This is a genomic window from Butyrivibrio hungatei DSM 14810 (assembly GCF_900143205.1).
GTDB lineage: Bacteria > Bacillota > Clostridia > Lachnospirales > Lachnospiraceae > Butyrivibrio > Butyrivibrio hungatei.
In genome coordinates, this window is sequence record NZ_FRDH01000004.1 from 327,472 (window position 1) to 343,898 (window position 16,427).

The 16,427-nt window shown below is 40.0% G+C and carries 23 protein-coding genes and 1 pseudogene; all 24 read left to right on the forward strand.

What is annotated here, in order from left to right; genetic code table 11:
• Nucleotides 1-41: 41 nt before the first annotated feature.
• The 24 genes and pseudogenes from BUA02_RS05560 to BUA02_RS05675 all read left to right on the forward strand — a co-directional run bounded on the left by BUA02_RS05560 (nt 42) and on the right by BUA02_RS05675 (nt 15,995).
• Nucleotides 42-539 carry a GNAT family N-acetyltransferase gene (locus BUA02_RS05560; protein ID WP_072701678.1) on the forward strand — a complete coding sequence of 166 codons (498 nt, stop codon included), beginning with the start codon at nt 42-44 and terminating at the stop codon, nt 537-539.
• 54 nt (nt 540-593) lie between these two features.
• Complete coding sequence (locus tag BUA02_RS05565) at nt 594-1,130, forward strand: hypothetical protein (RefSeq protein WP_072701680.1); 537 nt, start codon at nt 594-596, stop codon at nt 1,128-1,130.
• A 47-nt stretch (nt 1,131-1,177) separates the two neighbouring features.
• The gene (locus BUA02_RS05570; RefSeq protein WP_072701682.1) at nt 1,178-1,843 is read left to right on the forward strand and encodes an HD domain-containing protein; all 666 of its coding nucleotides are present in this window, start codon (nt 1,178-1,180) and stop codon (nt 1,841-1,843) included.
• Nucleotides 1,844-1,969: 126 nt separating this feature from the next.
• The gene (locus BUA02_RS05575; RefSeq protein WP_072701684.1) at nt 1,970-2,701 is read left to right on the forward strand and encodes a 4Fe-4S binding protein; all 732 of its coding nucleotides are present in this window, start codon (nt 1,970-1,972) and stop codon (nt 2,699-2,701) included.
• A gap of 4 nt (nt 2,702-2,705) precedes the next feature.
• Nucleotides 2,706-3,248, forward strand: a complete 543-nt coding sequence (locus BUA02_RS05580) for a PadR family transcriptional regulator (protein ID WP_072701686.1) — start codon at nt 2,706-2,708, stop codon at nt 3,246-3,248.
• 1 nt (nt 3,249) lies between these two features.
• Nucleotides 3,250-3,738, forward strand: coding sequence for a flavodoxin family protein (locus BUA02_RS05585; protein WP_072701688.1), 489 nt, complete (start codon nt 3,250-3,252; stop codon nt 3,736-3,738).
• Nucleotides 3,739-3,761: 23 nt separating this feature from the next.
• Nucleotides 3,762-4,355 (forward strand): HAD-IA family hydrolase, encoded by a 594-nt coding sequence (locus BUA02_RS05590; RefSeq protein WP_072701690.1) that lies wholly within the window; start codon nt 3,762-3,764, stop codon nt 4,353-4,355.
• 10 nt (nt 4,356-4,365) lie between these two features.
• Nucleotides 4,366-4,515: a DUF2087 domain-containing protein gene (locus BUA02_RS16225; RefSeq protein WP_242946479.1), complete on the forward strand. Its 150-nt coding sequence runs from the start codon at nt 4,366-4,368 to the stop codon at nt 4,513-4,515.
• Between the two features lie 16 nt (nt 4,516-4,531).
• Nucleotides 4,532-4,906 (forward strand): hypothetical protein, encoded by a 375-nt coding sequence (locus BUA02_RS05600; RefSeq protein WP_072701692.1) that lies wholly within the window; start codon nt 4,532-4,534, stop codon nt 4,904-4,906.
• 63 nt (nt 4,907-4,969) lie between these two features.
• Complete coding sequence (locus BUA02_RS05605) at nt 4,970-5,224, forward strand: VOC family protein (protein ID WP_072701694.1); 255 nt, start codon at nt 4,970-4,972, stop codon at nt 5,222-5,224.
• Nucleotides 5,225-5,232: 8 nt separating this feature from the next.
• Nucleotides 5,233-5,856: an alpha/beta hydrolase gene (locus tag BUA02_RS05610; protein ID WP_278300172.1), complete on the forward strand. Its 624-nt coding sequence runs from the start codon at nt 5,233-5,235 to the stop codon at nt 5,854-5,856.
• Between the two features lie 138 nt (nt 5,857-5,994).
• The gene (locus tag BUA02_RS05615) at nt 5,995-6,174 is read left to right on the forward strand and encodes a hypothetical protein (protein WP_072701698.1); all 180 of its coding nucleotides are present in this window, start codon (nt 5,995-5,997) and stop codon (nt 6,172-6,174) included.
• Nucleotide 6,175: 1 nt separating this feature from the next.
• Nucleotides 6,176-6,745 carry an ATPase gene (locus BUA02_RS05620; protein WP_072701700.1) on the forward strand — a complete coding sequence of 190 codons (570 nt, stop codon included), beginning with the start codon at nt 6,176-6,178 and terminating at the stop codon, nt 6,743-6,745.
• Nucleotides 6,746-6,830: 85 nt separating this feature from the next.
• Nucleotides 6,831-8,126 (forward strand): zinc-ribbon domain containing protein, encoded by a 1,296-nt coding sequence (locus BUA02_RS16065; RefSeq protein WP_072701702.1) that lies wholly within the window; start codon nt 6,831-6,833, stop codon nt 8,124-8,126.
• A gap of 177 nt (nt 8,127-8,303) precedes the next feature.
• Nucleotides 8,304-9,029 (forward strand): annotated as a pseudogene (locus BUA02_RS05630) (type IV secretory system conjugative DNA transfer family protein); the annotation flags it as partial.
• A 103-nt stretch (nt 9,030-9,132) separates the two neighbouring features.
• Nucleotides 9,133-10,122: a hypothetical protein gene (locus tag BUA02_RS05635; protein WP_072701706.1), complete on the forward strand. Its 990-nt coding sequence runs from the start codon at nt 9,133-9,135 to the stop codon at nt 10,120-10,122.
• A gap of 140 nt (nt 10,123-10,262) precedes the next feature.
• Nucleotides 10,263-10,787 (forward strand): helix-turn-helix domain-containing protein, encoded by a 525-nt coding sequence (locus BUA02_RS05640; RefSeq protein WP_072701708.1) that lies wholly within the window; start codon nt 10,263-10,265, stop codon nt 10,785-10,787.
• The gene (locus BUA02_RS05645; protein ID WP_072701710.1) at nt 10,780-11,157 is read left to right on the forward strand and encodes a hypothetical protein; all 378 of its coding nucleotides are present in this window, start codon (nt 10,780-10,782) and stop codon (nt 11,155-11,157) included. Before BUA02_RS05640 ends, BUA02_RS05645 begins: the two co-directional genes overlap by 8 nt.
• Nucleotides 11,158-11,247: 90 nt before the next feature.
• The gene (locus BUA02_RS15805) at nt 11,248-11,406 is read left to right on the forward strand and encodes a hypothetical protein (RefSeq protein WP_178297602.1); all 159 of its coding nucleotides are present in this window, start codon (nt 11,248-11,250) and stop codon (nt 11,404-11,406) included.
• A 173-nt stretch (nt 11,407-11,579) separates the two neighbouring features.
• The gene (locus BUA02_RS16260; RefSeq protein ID WP_465220289.1) at nt 11,580-11,813 is read left to right on the forward strand and encodes a Maff2 family mobile element protein; all 234 of its coding nucleotides are present in this window, start codon (nt 11,580-11,582) and stop codon (nt 11,811-11,813) included.
• A 645-nt stretch (nt 11,814-12,458) separates the two neighbouring features.
• Nucleotides 12,459-14,378, forward strand: a complete 1,920-nt coding sequence (tet(W), locus tag BUA02_RS05655) for a tetracycline resistance ribosomal protection protein Tet(W) (RefSeq protein ID WP_002586627.1) — start codon at nt 12,459-12,461, stop codon at nt 14,376-14,378.
• A gap of 50 nt (nt 14,379-14,428) precedes the next feature.
• The gene (locus BUA02_RS05660) at nt 14,429-15,196 is read left to right on the forward strand and encodes a class I SAM-dependent methyltransferase (RefSeq protein ID WP_002586626.1); all 768 of its coding nucleotides are present in this window, start codon (nt 14,429-14,431) and stop codon (nt 15,194-15,196) included.
• 171 nt (nt 15,197-15,367) lie between these two features.
• A complete protein-coding gene (locus tag BUA02_RS05670) occupies nt 15,368-15,790 on the forward strand; it encodes a sigma-70 RNA polymerase sigma factor region 4 domain-containing protein (RefSeq protein ID WP_002586616.1) in 423 nt (140 codons plus the stop codon).
• On the forward strand, nt 15,783-15,995 hold the full coding sequence (locus tag BUA02_RS05675; protein ID WP_002586615.1) for a helix-turn-helix domain-containing protein: 213 nt from the start codon (nt 15,783-15,785) through the stop codon (nt 15,993-15,995). The genes BUA02_RS05670 and BUA02_RS05675 overlap by 8 nt, the downstream gene beginning before the upstream one ends.
• Nucleotides 15,996-16,427: the final 432 nt, after the last annotated feature.

Below are 16,427 nucleotides of genomic sequence, written 5' to 3' on the forward strand. Positions count from 1 at the left end.
CCGTCCCTAGAGCTCATTAAAGCAAGGAGTTTTGAAAAACGATGGATATAAGACTATTTGACCTGGATAAAGATTTTGCCATCATCAAGAACTGGATCACAGACGAAAGAACCAACATGCTGTGGTGCGCCAATAGAATTCAGTATCCGATGAGTAAGACTATATTTAAAGATTTTTTAAAAGAAATCTCTGATAAATATGGCGATATTCCATATGTAGCTGTGGATGATGCAGATAAACCTGCGGGATTCTATGCATACTCAGTTAATGAAGCTACAAAGGAAGGAATGCTGAAATTCGTAGTGGTAGATCCAGATAAAAGAGGTAAAGGCATTGCCAGAGAAATGCTAGGACGTGTGGTTGCGACAGCACTTGCTGATGAAAATGTACAAGCCGTTCAGCTCAATGTCTTTTCAGTAAATGAACCCGCAAGGAAATGCTATCAAAAGATTGGATTTGTTGAGAAAAATGTAACAAAAGAAGCGGTTAATTTCGGGGATGAAACATGGGACCGCATAAATATGTTAATTAAATGCTAAAATCTTCTGTTATAATAGGACGGAAAATGATCTATGGCATGGAGGGAGAATGTTATGAAAAAATATAGTGTTATCTTAGCTGCGACAGTTATGGCTGCTTCATTAATGGCATGCGGAACAGGTGCTTCTGGAACTGGAGAATCAGCATCTGAATTATCTGCTGAAGCATTAAGTACTGAAGAAACAGCTCCAGAGCAGGCGGAAGACACAACTCTTGGGGTTCCTGTAGTAAAAGACGGTGTTATGCAGGCAGGAGAAGATTGCGTAGAAACTTATTTTGAATGGAACGCAATTGATGGTGCTGATGGATATGAGGTTTCTGTACTCAACAAGTATTATGGTGAAGCAGAATTCACAGAGCCAGCAGAGGTTTATGAGACAACTGATTGCAACTATACATTAGGAGCTCAGGATTACTGGGATTTCCTTATCAAGGTAAGAGCTTATAAGGGAACTGGCGCAGACAGAGTTTATGGTGAGTGGAGTGAAGAGGCAGCAGGCTTTACTTATGATGACAGCGAGATTGCCGATGATACTGTTACAGAAGCAAACGATGTTTCAGGTGGCGGCGAGGAAGATCCTACCGTTTGAAGTAACTATGGCTGCTGGCATGGCCACTGGAACAAGGAGAGACATAAATGGCTTTATCAGAAAGAGCACTTAAGATTATAGCTAGATACAATAAAACAGATGATGTTATAGATACTACCAAGAAATTCGTATATGAGATGCTTGAACCAACTCCTGATAGGGGAGACATGCTCTATCGCTACGAACATTCAGTAAGAGTCGCTGAAAATGGAAAGGTGATTGCAACTTCGGAGGGGCTTCCTGTTACTGATATGGCTGTTGCGTGTCTTTTACATGATGTTGGTTACAGAGAATGCGGTGATGACTGGCCTAGCCACCCTCAGATGAGTGCTGATATTGCAAGAGAGTACCTTGCTAGGATAGACTATGATCCTGATATGGCAAAAGAAATCGTGCAGGGAATTTCAAGGCATAATCTGACCGATAAATTACCTGAAGATATGAGCATTTTCCAGATGACCATAAGAGATAGCGATGATATCGATAGATTTGATATAATAAGGACTGCAATGGCTATGGGGAGCTCAGTCCATGAAAAGACAAATGTTGAGATCATTGAATCCTGTAACAAGCAGATTGAGATAGCTAGATGGATGATGACGCTTAAAAGAGGAACTCAAACAGCTAAGACTATGATGGACAAAGAGCTTACGCAGAGAATAGAACTTCTCGAGCAGATCATAGCTCAGGCAAATAAAGGGTTTAGTTACTAATGAAAAGGCAGCAGTGTGCTGTCTTTTTATTTTGCTTTGTTGACAGAAAAAGAAATAGGTCTCATAATATATCAAAATGATATATATCATTTTGATATATTACTTTGACAAGAGGAGTATAAAATCATGAGACAAAAGGTAAGAAAGTGCCTATTACTTATTTCTTTTCTGTTATTTCCTATTACCATTTGGTATTTTTCTCCATATCTGATCATCAATGCAGCTATGGAGCATATCATAAATGGTAGCTTTATTGTTTTTTGCTTGATGCTTGTTTTATCAATGTTTTTTGGAAGGGCATGGTGCGGATATTTTTGTCCAGCTGGAGGTCTTCAAGAATGTGCCATGAGAGTAAATGACAACCCAGCCAAGCAAAAAAATAGAGACAAGATAAAATATGTTATCTGGACAGTGTGGATAATTGCAGTGATCTCATCATTTATCTGTGGGAAAAATGATGTTAGAATTAATCCATTCTATATGACAGATCATGGCATTTCTGTTTCGGGCATAACTAATTATGTTGTGTACTACGCGGTGATCATGCTGCTTGTTATACCATCAATTATTCATGGACGAAGGGCGGCTTGCCACTATATTTGCTGGATGGCACCGTTTATGGTGATCGGAAGTACAGTCGGTAGGTGGCTGCACCTTCCTCAACTGCATGTAGAGGCAGAAACAGAAAACTGTGTCAAATGCGGCCTTTGCAATAAGGCTTGTTCTATGGGACTTGATGTTAGAGAAATGGTCCAAGCTAACAGCATCTCAAAGAATACGGAATGCATACAGTGCGGAGCCTGCGTTGATGGATGCCCCAAAAAGGCTCTAAAGTATAAATGGACATGGAAAAGGTGAAAAGATGGCAAAAGATAGAAAGATAGACGTTGTAATCCTAGGTCTTTTAGCACACGAGGATCTGACTGGATACGATATTAAAAAACAGATCGATGGCGCAATTTCTTTTTTCTGGAAAGGGAGCTTTGGAAGTATTTATCCAGCTCTTGGGGAAATGGAAAAACAGGGACTTGTAAAGCGAAAGAAATCGGATAAGAGTAGTGGGCGCGAAAAAATAGTTTATCAGATCACCAAGGATGGAAAAGAGACCCTCAAGGCGTGGCTAAATGATGAGAAGGCTATAAACGACCTTAAATACGAGACTCTTTTAAAAATGTATTTCGGCGGCATACAAGATAGAAGCGTGACGATCCGAAATATTGAGATTTTTGAGCAGCAGGTAAAAGAGAATCTGGAAGTCCTTAAGTTTTATAAGGGAAATCTGGAGAAGGTTCTTGATAATGAGGACCATGTTCATTACTATCTGACAGTTTTATTTGGAATTGAGACTTATGAGGCCTATTTAAAATGGTGCAATAAGGCCAAAAAGATCATGAAGGAGAAATGATATGAGTACAGCGGTTGTTTATTATTCAATGCTTGGAAATAGTGAGATGGTAGCTGAGCATATAGCCAAAAAGCTTGGCGCAGATGTTATACGAATTGAGCCTGACAAGGCTTATCCTGACAAGGGCGCAAAGAAATTCCTGTGGGGCGGAAAAAGTGCAGTGATGGGCGAGATGCCAGTACTTAAGCCTTACGAATTTGATGCCTCCAAGTATGATAAAGTCATTATTGGCTTTCCTGTTTGGGCTAGCCGACCTGCACCTCCAATCTGGACATTTTTAAACGAACAAAAAGATGTGCTCAAAGAAAAGAAGATTGCAGTGTTTGCTTGCCAAAGTGGAAACGGCGCAGAAAAGGCTTTTGACAGGATCAAAAAGCAGATTGGCGTGGAAAAGTTTGAAGCAGAGCTCATACTCATCGATCCAAAGACCAGGGTTAATGCGGATAATGATGGTAAGATAGATTCTTTTTGTGATAAACTTCATAATTAAGAAACGATGGCAAGGGTAAATATATGAATAAACAGCATAAAATAAAAGGCTTGTTTTTTGATTTTGATGGTGTCATCACAATTGAAAAGCAGGGCTCACCAACGATAATTTCTTATATTTCAAAAGAGGCAAATATTCCAATTGAAGTTGTTGAAAATGCGTATTACAAGCATAACGATGATTTGCTCTATGGCAATATTACCCATAGAGATATGTGGGAACAGTTTTGTTCTGATATAGGAAAAACATTAGATTTTCATATGCTTGAAAAGGCATTTATGAATGTTACTTTCGATGAGAAAATGCTTGATCATATAAAAGATAAGCATAGCGATTATCTCATTGGAATGATAACTGACAACAAGGCTGACAGAATAAATACCATTGTTAATAACACGGTACTTAAGGATTTGTTTGATGTTGTTATAATTTCAGCAGATGTTCATAGCAGAAAATCTGAAAGAAAAATTTTTGAGGAAGCTTTAAAGCAGTCTGGACTTAAGGCAGAAGAGTGCGTGTTCATCGATAATACTGAATCTAATTTGAAGATTCCGTCTGAAATGGGATTTAAAACAATTTTCTTTGATGATGAAAAAAGGGATTATGGCGATTTATAGAATATGAATCTTGATTTTCTTATGCAAAAAGTATACAGAGAAAGAAGTAAACCTGATTATCGCTGATTTCCATGATGACTTTTGCACTATCAGGAGGGATATGGTTGCAGAAGGGATTTTGGAGAGAAAAGACGGGGGTATATCTTCCGGTTTTACGTAGTATGGAGGGAACTATTATGAAGAGAGAATTAGGCATAGCAAGATGCGGATTAGCATGTTGCTTATGTAGCGAAAATGATCATTGCGGAGGATGCAATTCCGGAGATTGTCCTGGAACTGGATTTTGTGAAAATAGATCTTGTTCTATGGATAAAGGAATAGGCCATTGTTACGAATGTAATGAAGAATGTAAGAAAGGAATGCTTACAAAAATTAAACCATATGGTTTTACAATGTATATCAAAAGATATGGGGAGCCAAATCTTTTAGATTGTCTTGAAAGAAATGAGAAAGCTGGAGTCGTTTATCATCGTGAGGGGATTGTTGGCGATTATGATGATTTTAACGATGTGGAAGAACTTATAGATTTTATCAGAACAGGAAAAAAATAACTTCCAGGATAATCGGCGAAGTATATAGGGGATTGGATAGTTCGCGAATGACCAGATGGATTTATGATTGATACTGGCAACGGATATATTGAGATTTTTACAAATGCTGATGGAGAGCATCGTTTGGGTTCGATTCGCCATTTTGCATTGCTTACTGATGATGTGGATTCATTAGCTGAAAAGGTGAAAGACGCCGGATACAAATTGATTGTAGAACCAAATGATAAGGTGATAAAGTCTGTTCCGGAATATCCTATTAGAATGGCATTTTGCTTTGGTTCTCTAGGAGAACAGATAGAGTTTTTCTCTGAGAGATAAACCGAAAGATATGCTGTAAGGTGATCATGCCGGATTATAGATTATTGCCCAAGTATCGCTATCCTGTTGCCATAGAGGATTGCTATAACACGTATCTTTGGGTTTTAGAGAATTCAGAAAGCCTTGGGATAAACAAAGATAGAACTATATTTATAGGGGATAGTGCAGGAGGAAACATTGCTGTAGCTGTGACAGTGATGCTGAAGGACAGAAATCAGCCAATTCCTCAAGGTAATATGCTTATTTATCCTGTCTTGGATAAAAGAATGACCACTGAATCAATGATGAAGTATACAGATACTCCGATATGGGATTCGAAGTGCAATAAACGGTTTTGGGATATGTACTTGAAAGGGTGTGATTTGTCTCGTACAAGGTATTCATCGATGTCAGAGATTGACCATCTAGATTTCTTCCCGAAAACATATGTAGAAGTGGCTGAATTTGATTGCCTTCACGATGAAGGAATAGCCTTTGCTAAAACTCTAATATCTGAGGGTGTAGATGCTGAGTATTATAGCGTCCATGGAACATGCCACGGATTTGAAGTAGCAACAAGAAGTTCGATTCTTAATGAGTGTATGAAGAGGCGTATTGAATGGATAAAGAATGTATGTATGATAAAAGACTAAAGGGATTCGATAAAAAATCGTATGGGGGCGCGAGTAGTTTTTGACCCTATAAAAAACTACTCTTGGGTTGATTAAAAATTGTTTCCAACATTATGAATAGTATTTATGGTAAAATATAGCAAATGCGAGGTAAATGCTATGTGTGATGTAAAGAAATATAGTGACATATATAAAGAAATTTTAAAGTTAAATGCACAAGATACATTGCAGCTTGTTCTTGAGAGTGAGACTGAAGAAGAGAAGGATTTCTACGAAATGATAGGAGATTATCTTCTTCAGAAAAAGCAGCGAGAAGTACTTGAGAGGAACGCAAACTGATATGAAAAAGTACACTATTGTTGCTGGTGTTAATGGCGCAGGAAAAACTACTCTCTATGATGCAGAACAGATTCAAAAATCAGAGTATAGAGTTAACGCTGATGAGATACTGGTTGAAGCCGGTGGCGATTGGAAAAATACTGCTGATGTTATGAATGCAGGTAAGGTTGCAGTGGAGAGGCTTAAAAAGTATATAGAGGATGGAGTTAGTTTTAATCAGGAAACTACACTTTGTGGAAATTCAATTCTTAATAATATAACTAAGGCTAAAGAAAAGGGATATTTAATTGAGATACATTACATCGGACTATCCAGTGCAGACTTGGCTAAAGAAAGAATTGCAAAAAGAGTTTCTGAAGGCGGGCATGGAGTAAGTGATGCGGATGTAGAAAGAAGATATGAACAGTCTTTCAAAAATCTTTTAAAGATTATTCCGAGCTGTAATTTAGTAGCTCTTTATGATAATACTGAGGAGTTCAGAAGATTTGCAATCTATAAGGATGGTGTGCTCGTAAGGAAATCCCATAGAGTTCCAGATTGGTTTGAAAAAATTCAAAAGCTTGTTTTCTAGGAAACAGGCTTTTTTGTTACAAAAATACTAGTATTTAAATGTGAAATAATTGTATAGCAATAGAGTTGCTTTGGGAGGGCTACAAATGGGTGATGATAGCTGCCGTTCTTGCATGGAATACAAGCAGGGCGAATGTATAGGACATGAAATATGTGAACTCTATAGACCTATACCAACGTCTGGAGGAAAGGATTACTGGCCTAAGACGATGCGCAGTAGGAGTTCTTATGCAGGTAGCAGTGGCTCTAGCTATGTTTATGCTAAAGATAGTAAGTTACCCAAAACGATAAGCACCAAAAAGAAATATGATCCAATTTGGCATGTACAAGTAGACTGGAAAAAGAAGGACTATGATAAAGTACTGGGGATAAGAAGAAAGCGAGCGGACTGTCCGAAAACAGTAACCGCAATACTCCGCTATTTGGATGGAAAAGTAATTGCGTGGATATCTTATGAAGAAATTCAAGTTGCTTCAGGGATGAAATATGTCCCCAAATGTATGTTACAGTTAAATAATAATACATTGAAAATTGAACACGAAGGTATAGAACAAGACCCAACGAGAGCAATGTTTCATGGACTTTTAGATGTTACAAGTCATATTACTAAGCCTTGCATGATATTTTTTGTTGTTGATCGACCTTTGTTTGATGGAGTTAAGGTGAATACACCAGTTAGAAATGATGATTTGTTATGCAAGGCATTAACGATAATTGTTGATAAAAAGTGTCATTTAACAGAGCTCGTAGTAAAGGATGGAACCGGTCTGATAAAAGAACAAATTGAGAATCCGGTTACTAATATAGAAGATTGTGTTTCAAAAAAGAGTAAAGATACAATTGAGGTAAAAAACGTAGAGCAGCATGATGTATCTGAATTAAAAACTGGACAAGTTGAAGATGATGACACAGAGATTGATCAAGAGCTAGTTGAGAAGCTTGTCAAGGCTCTGAATCCCAAGAAAAATGTTTCTAAATCTAAGAAAAATAGTAATGATAAAACAGCTGAAAAACGAGAAAAGCAAGTAGAAAAAAATACGGTGGTAGATGGAATACGTATTCGTTGTAGAGTTTGTAACCGTGTTTTTGTGATGAGTTCTTCAGAAGTCGAATTCTTTAAAAAGAAAGGTTTTCAGCTTCCTAGAAGATGTGAAGAGTGTAGAGCAAGAAATATACGCTATTCAGACGCAGACTACTATGAAAGAGGATTAAAACATAATTCATATCAGGACAGCTTAAATATGTATGGTCCAAGGATAAATGTAAATGGAGGGTTAGAAAACTCGCCTGGATATGTGCTTAAAGGGAATAAAAATGGAAAGAGCACTTATGAAAGAAATTTTGGGGGTAAGAAAGAGACAATAAAGAAGCGTCATTTATGAATTGATGTATGAAAGACATAATGAGGACATGTGCAAATATAGAATTAGTGGTTGATTTTTGTTAGTATAGCTCTCATTACTGAGAGCTTTTTTATATCAGTTATGCTTTAAGGATAGTTGCTATGACAATATTTCTGCTGGTATCTTGCTGTTTTATTCTAATTTGTATAGGTGTAAGAGTTAATTTGGTATGATGAGTTAGAATTTGACATCATTTGCGATAGGATGATTGCAAGCTTCCTACCAATGAGTGATACAGATCCAACCTTTAACTTCCTTATTTCTATGATCTACAGTCAGCTCTTTAATCTCCTTTGTGACAAGGCTTATAACGTGTATAAGGGAAGACTTCCGGTTCATGTGCGCTGTCTCACCGATGAGACGGCCAACATCGGTCAAAGCCCCAATCTGGAAAAGCTCGTAGCTGCAATTCGAAGTCGTGAGATTAGTGTCTGCCTATTTCTTCAGGTAAAGTACCAGCTTAAAGCAATCTATAAGGACAACGCAGATACCATCATTGGTAATATGGATTTTCAGCTCTTCCTTGGCAGTACAGAACCAACCACATTAAAAGACCTGTCTCAGGTTCTGGGAAAAGAAACCATCGACATGTATTCCACAGGTGAGAGCCGTGGCAACAATCCTTCTTACTCCATGAAATATCAAAAGAGCGGCAAAGATTTCATGACCATTGATGAACTTGCAGTCATGGACAGCGATAAGTGCATTCTGAAGCTTCACAGAGTACGAACTTTCATGTCGGACAAATACGATGCAACCCAGCATCCACTCTACAAAGAGACTGGTGAGTATGATGATAAGAATAAGCTGAATATTCAGAACTATGTGCATCAGAATCTTAAAGTCAGGAAAGGTAAAATGTTTGATATGGTGAAGGTTTAGCATCATTTGGGCACCTCATCTAATAATGATTATGCTATCATAGAAGAGGTGCATTATTTAATAGCATGCATAGAATGACTAAAATAAGGAAAGTGATGTAACCATGAATCAAAAGAAAAGAAAATATGGAGTAGAAGCAGGTTTAGGTACGTATGTATCATATAAAACATTGGTGCCGATAGAACATTTGGAAGATATTTGTAAAATAGATAATCATCCATATCATCTTTACGCTATTTTGGCATTTGATGAGTTTTATTTTGTAAGAGATAAAATTCAGCAAACAAAAGACGGCATAGCTTTTTCAATCTTTTCGGAAAATCAGAACGGTAGAAAGGAATATCAGACAAAGCCAGTTCGCCTTGCTAATGGATTGGATCATACTAAAGTACAGGTCGATATGGTATATCCATATAAGACTGTTACTTTTACATTAATTGATGAAGAGTATTTAAATAAAGATGCTAATCCAATAAATAAACCGGTTACTGTTACCGCAGAGGATATATTTCAATTTTCTGCAAATCAGTTTGTAGATAAGACTGAGTATGAGGTCTTATACATAGGTCAGGCATATGGCTCAGATGGAAATAGAACAGCGATACAGAGATTGTCTTCACATTCAACGTTGCAAAAAATACTTTCAGAAGCAAATTTGAATTATCCAACTAAGCATATTTTTATTCTCTTACTACAGATATCAGAGTCATTAAATCTTTTGTTTGATGGTAGGGCAAAAGAGTATACAGAAGATGACAAAAGTACGGATAAGCATTTAAAAGAGGTAATCTGCGATTTGCCAAAAGAAAAGCAAGTAATCAATATTACTGAAGCGGCACTAATCAATTATTTTAAGCCTATTTACAATGAGCGATTAGTCAATAATTTTCCTAATCTAAAAAGTAAAAGTTATAAACAATATTTTGATCTGGATTATAATGCATTGACAGTGGAAGTTGACTTGGAATTTGATACTTCGCCGAGAGTGCAGTTGTATACTAGAACTGCAAGGATAAATAGTCCGTATGATGCGATTCAGTATCATCTGTTTAATGATGAAAATCGATTAAGTATGTATGAGATTTTTAGATAATAAAAAAGGAATAAACAAAGACCAGTACTCTGCAAAAAAGTAGTACTGGTCTTTTTACGTATAAGACACAATTTAATACTACATCATATTGATTTAATACTATATTTGTGTTATCGTAATGCTACAGAGGTTGAACGAATATGAAAACATATAGTGTTAAACAAATTTCAGAAATGCTAGATACTAATCCGGAGACAGTAAGACGTTGGATTCGAGATAATAAATTAAGTGCTGTACAGATTTCTAAAAAGACTGGCAATGTTGTTACTGAAGATGAATTGCATAGGTTTATTAATGCAACGCCGAAGTATTTGCCGAGCTTTACTGCGAGTTCGTTGGGGGTAGCAACTGTCACAGGCGCAGTTGGATTAGCAGCTCTTGTTGGTGGAGTCGTTGCGAGTGCTTTGCTTGGGTACTGTGATGAAAAGAACCAAACAGAAGTTGCTGTTAAACCAGATGATTTTAAGAACTATCTCAAAGAAAATATAAAAAAGTTTAAGAAGAAAACTGAACAGAAGCAGGCACTTATTAAGAAGACTGAGAAAGAGATTGAAGATTTAAACAAAAAGATTGAACAGTATAAATACTTGCTCGAACATGAAGATATATTAAGTGATACGTTAGAATCAGTTATAGGTGAGAAGGAGAATATAGAAGATGAGTAATTTAGGTGGATATCAAGTTTTAACTACTGTGGCAAAAAAGGTACATGGACCAGGAAAATTATTAGCGCTACTTTTGGGCGGTGGACTTGTGCTTGGTGTAGGTGCCACAAAGGGAACCGAAGCTATTATAAATAAAATCAAGAGTGAGACTGATAAAAAGCAAAAGGCTTCTGAAGCGGCAGTGGTTTATAAGGTTGATAAAGAAGGCCGTAGTAATGAAGGTTTATTATTTAAACCTAATGATGAGTTCAAAGTTCTTGAGCGGGATGGTGACGCAGGCCTAATTGAGTTAATCGGCAATAATAATAATCCGTACTTTGTTTCTCTTAAGTTTTTAAGTAGTATTTCAAATTATGCAGAGAAAATATGAGTTGAAGAATATATTTATGATGCTATTATGTAGTTCAATTATATATTGTGATTTAAGAGAAAATAATTAGTGAAAAGGAGGTTATGTCAAGTGGGATTATTTGGTAAAAAAGAGGACAGGAGAGAGAAAATAAAAAGCAACGTTGAAAAGTTGATGAGCGCGTATGACAAAGAAGAAATTGATGGACCCACTTATATGAAAAAGATGATGGAGCTATCATCTAAATACAAAGATAAGAAAAAGAAGTAAGAACAAAAATATATGGAATAACAAAGATAGTTTTACATAGGCCAGTACCGCTGGGGACGCCCAGTACGTATTGGTCTATTATTATGCACATTTTTAGCGTAGGAAATCGACATGAGACGAAATTACTAAGCACATTTTCAAAGGAAGGAAAATTCGGGAGCCGCCGCTTCCGGATGAAGGTATGCGTTATGAAGGTATTTAAATGGTTAAAGGAACGTTTGAAGAAGGTATTTAGGAAAATAGCGGAGTCCGAACCAGGTAATGGTATGGCATTTTTTAAGAGTTCAATCACAATCTCAGAGACACTTGTAATTACACTCGACACTGATCGTGGAGTATGGAGCGTTATCAACCTTCTTGAAGGTTATGGTAATGATAAGCCGGGCGCTAATGCTCATGTACGGTAAAGAAGCAAGCAACCGAAAACAATAGATAGACCGCCAGCACTACACTATTCCGAACCAAAGACCAAAAGATAAGCATTTTGAGAAAATCTAAACTTTTGGATTTTCCTACAATGCCGACTACGGCGGAATCCCTCCCACTCCTTATATATTTCTTTCTGTATACATTGAATTTGTATTTAGTAAAATGCAGACAACACCACGGATCGGCTTTTGGCTGGACAATTCCAACCAAACACCGCAGCAGACAGTAGAAACCATTCTGAACGTTAGGAAGCCGGTATGATTGTTACATATAAGGGGAAGAAAAATTTCTTTTAGATACTTGTTTTCCTAAAACTGATGTGATATAATAATTCAATTCCAGAAAAGGAGTAAAAAATATGCGGCAAGGTATTCTTAAATAAAACTATAATCAAATAGTGGGAACAAAGGATTATGATAGTCCCTTTTGTAGGGGCTTAGTTTTTTGTACCCAATTTAAGAATACTTTTGCCTTATCAATTTTGACATATCCCCAAAAACAGCACTCACAAACAGGTGTATGCTGTATATGTGTATGTCCGCAAATTATCATCCCCAGTGGTAAAAGTATTTTACTGCTGGGGATTTTTATGCCCTTCGGGGCAGTAAAGGGAGGACAATCACATGAAAATAATCAATATTGGAATTCTTGCCCATGTAGACGCTGGAAAGACGACCTTGACGGAGAGCCTGCTATATGCCAGCGGAGCCATTTCAGAACCGGGGAGCGTCGAAAAAGGGACAACGAGGACGGACACCATGTTTTTGGAGCGGCAGCGTGGGATTACCATTCAAGCGGCAGTCACTTCCTTCCAGTGGCACAGATGTAAAGTCAACATTGTGGATACGCCCGGCCACATGGATTTTTTGGCGGAGGTGTACCGCTCTTTGGCTGTTTTAGATGGGGCCATCTTGGTGATCTCCGCTAAAGATGGCGTGCAGGCCCAGACCCGTATTCTGTTCCATGCCCTGCGGAAAATGAACATTCCCACCGTTATCTTTATCAACAAGATCGACCAGGCTGGCGTTGATTTGCAGAGCGTGGTTCAGTCTGTTCGGGATAAGCTCTCCGCCGATATTATCATCAAGCAGACGGTGTCGCTGTCCCCGGAAATAGTCCTGGAGGAAAATACCGACATAGAAGCATGGGATGCGGTCATCGAAAATAACGATGAATTATTGGAAAAGTATATCGCAGGAGAACCAATCAGCCGGGAAAAACTTGCGCGGGAGGAACAGCAGCGGGTTCAAGACGCCTCCCTGTTCCCAGTCTATCATGGCAGCGCCAAAAATGGCCTTGGCATTCAACCGTTGATGGATGCGGTGACAGGGCTGTTCCAACCGATTGGGGAACAGGGGGGCGCCGCCCTATGCGGCAGCGTTTTCAAGGTTGAGTACACCGATTGCGGCCAGCGGCGTGTCTATCTACGGTTATACAGCGGAACGCTGCGCCTGCGGGATACGGTGGCCCTGGCCGGGAGAGAAAAGCTGAAAATCACAGAGATGCGTATTCCATCCAAAGGGGAAATTGTTCGGACAGACACCGCTTATCAGGGTGAAATTGTTATCCTTCCCAGCGACAGCGTGAGGTTAAACGATGTATTAGGGGACCAAACCCGGCTCCCTCGTAAAAGGTGGCGCGAGGACCCCCTCCCCATGCTGCGGACGACGATTGCGCCGAAAACGGCAGCGCAAAGAGAACGGCTGCTGGACGCTCTTACGCAACTTGCGGATACTGACCCGCTTTTGCGTTGCGAAGTGGATTCCATCACCCATGAGATCATTCTTTCTTTTTTGGGCCGGGTGCAGTTGGAGGTTGTTTCCGCTTTGCTGTCGGAAAAATACAAGCTTGAAACAGTGGTAAAGGAACCCTCCGTCATTTATATGGAGCGGCCGCTCAAAGCAGCCAGCCACACCATCCATATCGAGGTGCCGCCCAACCCGTTTTGGGCATCCATAGGACTGTCTGTTACACCACTCTCGCTTGGCTCCGGTGTACAATACGAGAGCCGGGTTTCGCTGGGATACTTGAACCAGAGTTTTCAAAACGCTGTCAGGGATGGTATCCGTTACGGGCTGGAGCAGGGCTTGTTCGGCTGGAACGTAACGGACTGTAAGATTTGCTTTGAATACGGGCTTTATTACAGTCCGGTCAGCACGCCGGCGGACTTCCGCTCATTGGCCCCGATTGTATTGGAACAGGCATTGAAGGAATCGGGGACGCAGCTGCTGGAACCTTATCTCTCCTTCATCCTCTATGCGCCCCAGGAATACCTTTCCAGGGCTTATCATGATGCACCGAAATACTGTGCCACCATCGAAACGGCCCAGGTAAAAAAGGATGAAGTTGTCTTTACTGGCGAGATTCCCGCCCGCTGTATACAGGCATACCGTACTGATCTGGCCTTTTACACCAACGGGCGGAGCGTATGCCTTACAGAGCTGAAAGGATATCAGGCCGCTGTCGGTCAGCCGGTCATCCAGCCCCGCCGTCCAAACAGCCGCCTGGACAAGGTGCGCCATATGTTTCAGAAGGTAATGTAAAGATACATAATCGTCAAGACGGCAACAATCAGAAGTTATGGAGGGTAACAATGGAATATAGTAAGGAAGATTTAATGGAAGCAAAAAAGCAAATTTGGGGAGTGGGAGAGAACATGGGAACAGAGGAAAGTAAAAAAATCTGGGAGGAGAACGCACAATTTTGGGATAATGCAATGGGTGACGAATCTAATGAATTTCACAGAGAGGTAGTGCGTCCCAAAGTAACGGAACTTCTATCTCCTAATCCTGCGGATTACATTTTGGATATTGCGTGTGGCAATGGAAATTATTCTTCGTATCTTGCACAAAGAGGCGCTTCGGTTGTCGCTTTTGATTACAGCAAAAAAATGATAGAATTGGCTAAAAGACGGCAATCACAATATGCAAAACAAATTGAATTTTGTGTGGCGGATGCGACCGATAGAAAAAGTATATTAGAATTAAAAAGAAATCGAGCCTTTACGAAAGCAGTTTCTAATATGGCAATTATGGATATTACGGATATTGAACCACTTCTTATGGCTGTTTATGAACTGTTGCAGGAAAGCGGAATTTTTGTCTTTGCAACGCAACACCCTTGTTTTGTCACGTTGACTGAAAAATATATGACACCGCACAGTTACTATGATATAGCGATTGAAGGGCAACCGAAAGAGCAGATTTATTATCATCGTTCCATACAAGATATTTTTAACCTTTGTTTTAGAGCTGGATTTGTCATTGATGGATTTTATGAAGAATGTTTTAAAACCAACAAAGAAATTCCTATGGTAATGATAGTAAGGCTTAAGAAGGTAAAACGTGATAGCTTAAAATAAATTCAAGTTTGTCGGGTAAATAGCAAACCCAGCCGAGCCAGTCAACGGTCAAGATGAACGGCGCATATGCGCAGCCGTTGACAGCCCCGCCCGCCTTTGCTGGTAGGCAATCAAGGGGCGACAGCAAGAAGTGCCACCGCCCCGCACTATTATTCAGAAAGGGGAATTTCCATGACCGACCAGATAGCCTATCAAGAATATATCCAGCGCAGGTACAACGCCTTTTGCAAGACTGTTATCCGCTGTGCCGCCTTGGACAAGATTTTGAAGCTTAAACGGCAATGGGAACGGCAAGTTTCCCTTGACTATCTGATGAACGAGAAGTTTGTCCAGTTTGCCGCGTCGGAGCCGGACGAGGAATACCCATTTACCGTCTGCGGTCAGACCGTCCTGCTCTGCAACGCCGCCCTTGCCGACGCGATCTCTGTTTTGCCGGAGCAGACGCGGGAAGAAATCCTGCGCTATTACTTTCTGCGCCAGCCGCAGCGCGTGATCGGCGCGTGTATTGGCCGGTCACGCAGCACAGCGGGGCGGCATATCCAGCTTGCCTTGCAGCGGCTACGCGAAGAAATGGGGGTGAGCCGGTATGAGTAGACTTCTCCCCTATGAAACAATCCTCAAAGCCCGTGAGGGCGACCCAGAAGCCGTGAACGCTGTCCTGCTCCACTACGCCGGATATATCCGCTATTTCTCAAAAGTGAACGGGCAGGTCAACGCCGAGGTGGAGGACTATGTAAAGCAGCGGTTAATTGACTGTCAATTCAAGTTCCGGCTTGACGAACCACCGGACAAGTCATAAAAACTGAATACCAGCCGCCACCGACGCGGCCAGCGAAAGCAGTAAGTCTTGAAAAAGATTTACTGCTTTTTTTGTTGTCCGGCTCCGCTCCCGGCCATTTTGCCCCCTGCCGGTTGTAGTAGTAAGCGAGGAGGGAATTTTTCTGCCCTGGTGTTTGGCATTTGGAGCATTTACCCGTAGTAGAGGGCAAAGAGAAAGGATTTCTCCAACACCGGGTAGAAACCACTGCGTCCGGTGTCATTTTAGCGAAAGCGGGCAGGAATGCCCTTTACAGGATTAGTAGTAGCAGAAAAAGAGAAACAAACTTTTGTGGTTGCAGTTTTCCAAAAAAGTGGCGGACGGAAGTGAGAGAAAGTTTGCAGTCACGGAGAGCAAGTTTCTACCACGGTGCCAAAATCCGCAATTCTGCAGTTTTGCCCCTCGCGGGAAACT

Coding starts and splice junctions, on each gene's coding strand:
- BUA02_RS05635 (WP_072701706.1), top strand. CDS start 9,133: ATGAATCAAAAGAAAAGAAAATATGGAGTAGAAGCAGGTTTAGGTACG.
- BUA02_RS05565 (WP_072701680.1), top strand. CDS start 594: ATGAAAAAATATAGTGTTATCTTAGCTGCGACAGTTATGGCTGCTTCA.
- BUA02_RS16065 (WP_072701702.1), top strand. CDS start 6,831: ATGGGTGATGATAGCTGCCGTTCTTGCATGGAATACAAGCAGGGCGAA.
- BUA02_RS05640 (WP_072701708.1), top strand. CDS start 10,263: ATGAAAACATATAGTGTTAAACAAATTTCAGAAATGCTAGATACTAAT.
- BUA02_RS16260 (WP_465220289.1), top strand. CDS start 11,580: ATGAAGGTATGCGTTATGAAGGTATTTAAATGGTTAAAGGAACGTTTG.
- BUA02_RS05600 (WP_072701692.1), top strand. CDS start 4,532: ATGAAGAGAGAATTAGGCATAGCAAGATGCGGATTAGCATGTTGCTTA.
- BUA02_RS05645 (WP_072701710.1), top strand. CDS start 10,780: ATGAGTAATTTAGGTGGATATCAAGTTTTAACTACTGTGGCAAAAAAG.
- BUA02_RS05585 (WP_072701688.1), top strand. CDS start 3,250: ATGAGTACAGCGGTTGTTTATTATTCAATGCTTGGAAATAGTGAGATG.
- BUA02_RS05580 (WP_072701686.1), top strand. CDS start 2,706: ATGGCAAAAGATAGAAAGATAGACGTTGTAATCCTAGGTCTTTTAGCA.
- BUA02_RS05670 (WP_002586616.1), top strand. CDS start 15,368: ATGACCGACCAGATAGCCTATCAAGAATATATCCAGCGCAGGTACAAC.
- BUA02_RS05570 (WP_072701682.1), top strand. CDS start 1,178: ATGGCTTTATCAGAAAGAGCACTTAAGATTATAGCTAGATACAATAAA.
- BUA02_RS05615 (WP_072701698.1), top strand. CDS start 5,995: ATGTGTGATGTAAAGAAATATAGTGACATATATAAAGAAATTTTAAAG.
- BUA02_RS05620 (WP_072701700.1), top strand. CDS start 6,176: ATGAAAAAGTACACTATTGTTGCTGGTGTTAATGGCGCAGGAAAAACT.
- BUA02_RS05560 (WP_072701678.1), top strand. CDS start 42: ATGGATATAAGACTATTTGACCTGGATAAAGATTTTGCCATCATCAAG.
- BUA02_RS05605 (WP_072701694.1), top strand. CDS start 4,970: ATGATTGATACTGGCAACGGATATATTGAGATTTTTACAAATGCTGAT.
- BUA02_RS05660 (WP_002586626.1), top strand. CDS start 14,429: ATGGAATATAGTAAGGAAGATTTAATGGAAGCAAAAAAGCAAATTTGG.
- BUA02_RS05675 (WP_002586615.1), top strand. CDS start 15,783: ATGAGTAGACTTCTCCCCTATGAAACAATCCTCAAAGCCCGTGAGGGC.
- BUA02_RS05590 (WP_072701690.1), top strand. CDS start 3,762: ATGAATAAACAGCATAAAATAAAAGGCTTGTTTTTTGATTTTGATGGT.
- BUA02_RS05575 (WP_072701684.1), top strand. CDS start 1,970: ATGAGACAAAAGGTAAGAAAGTGCCTATTACTTATTTCTTTTCTGTTA.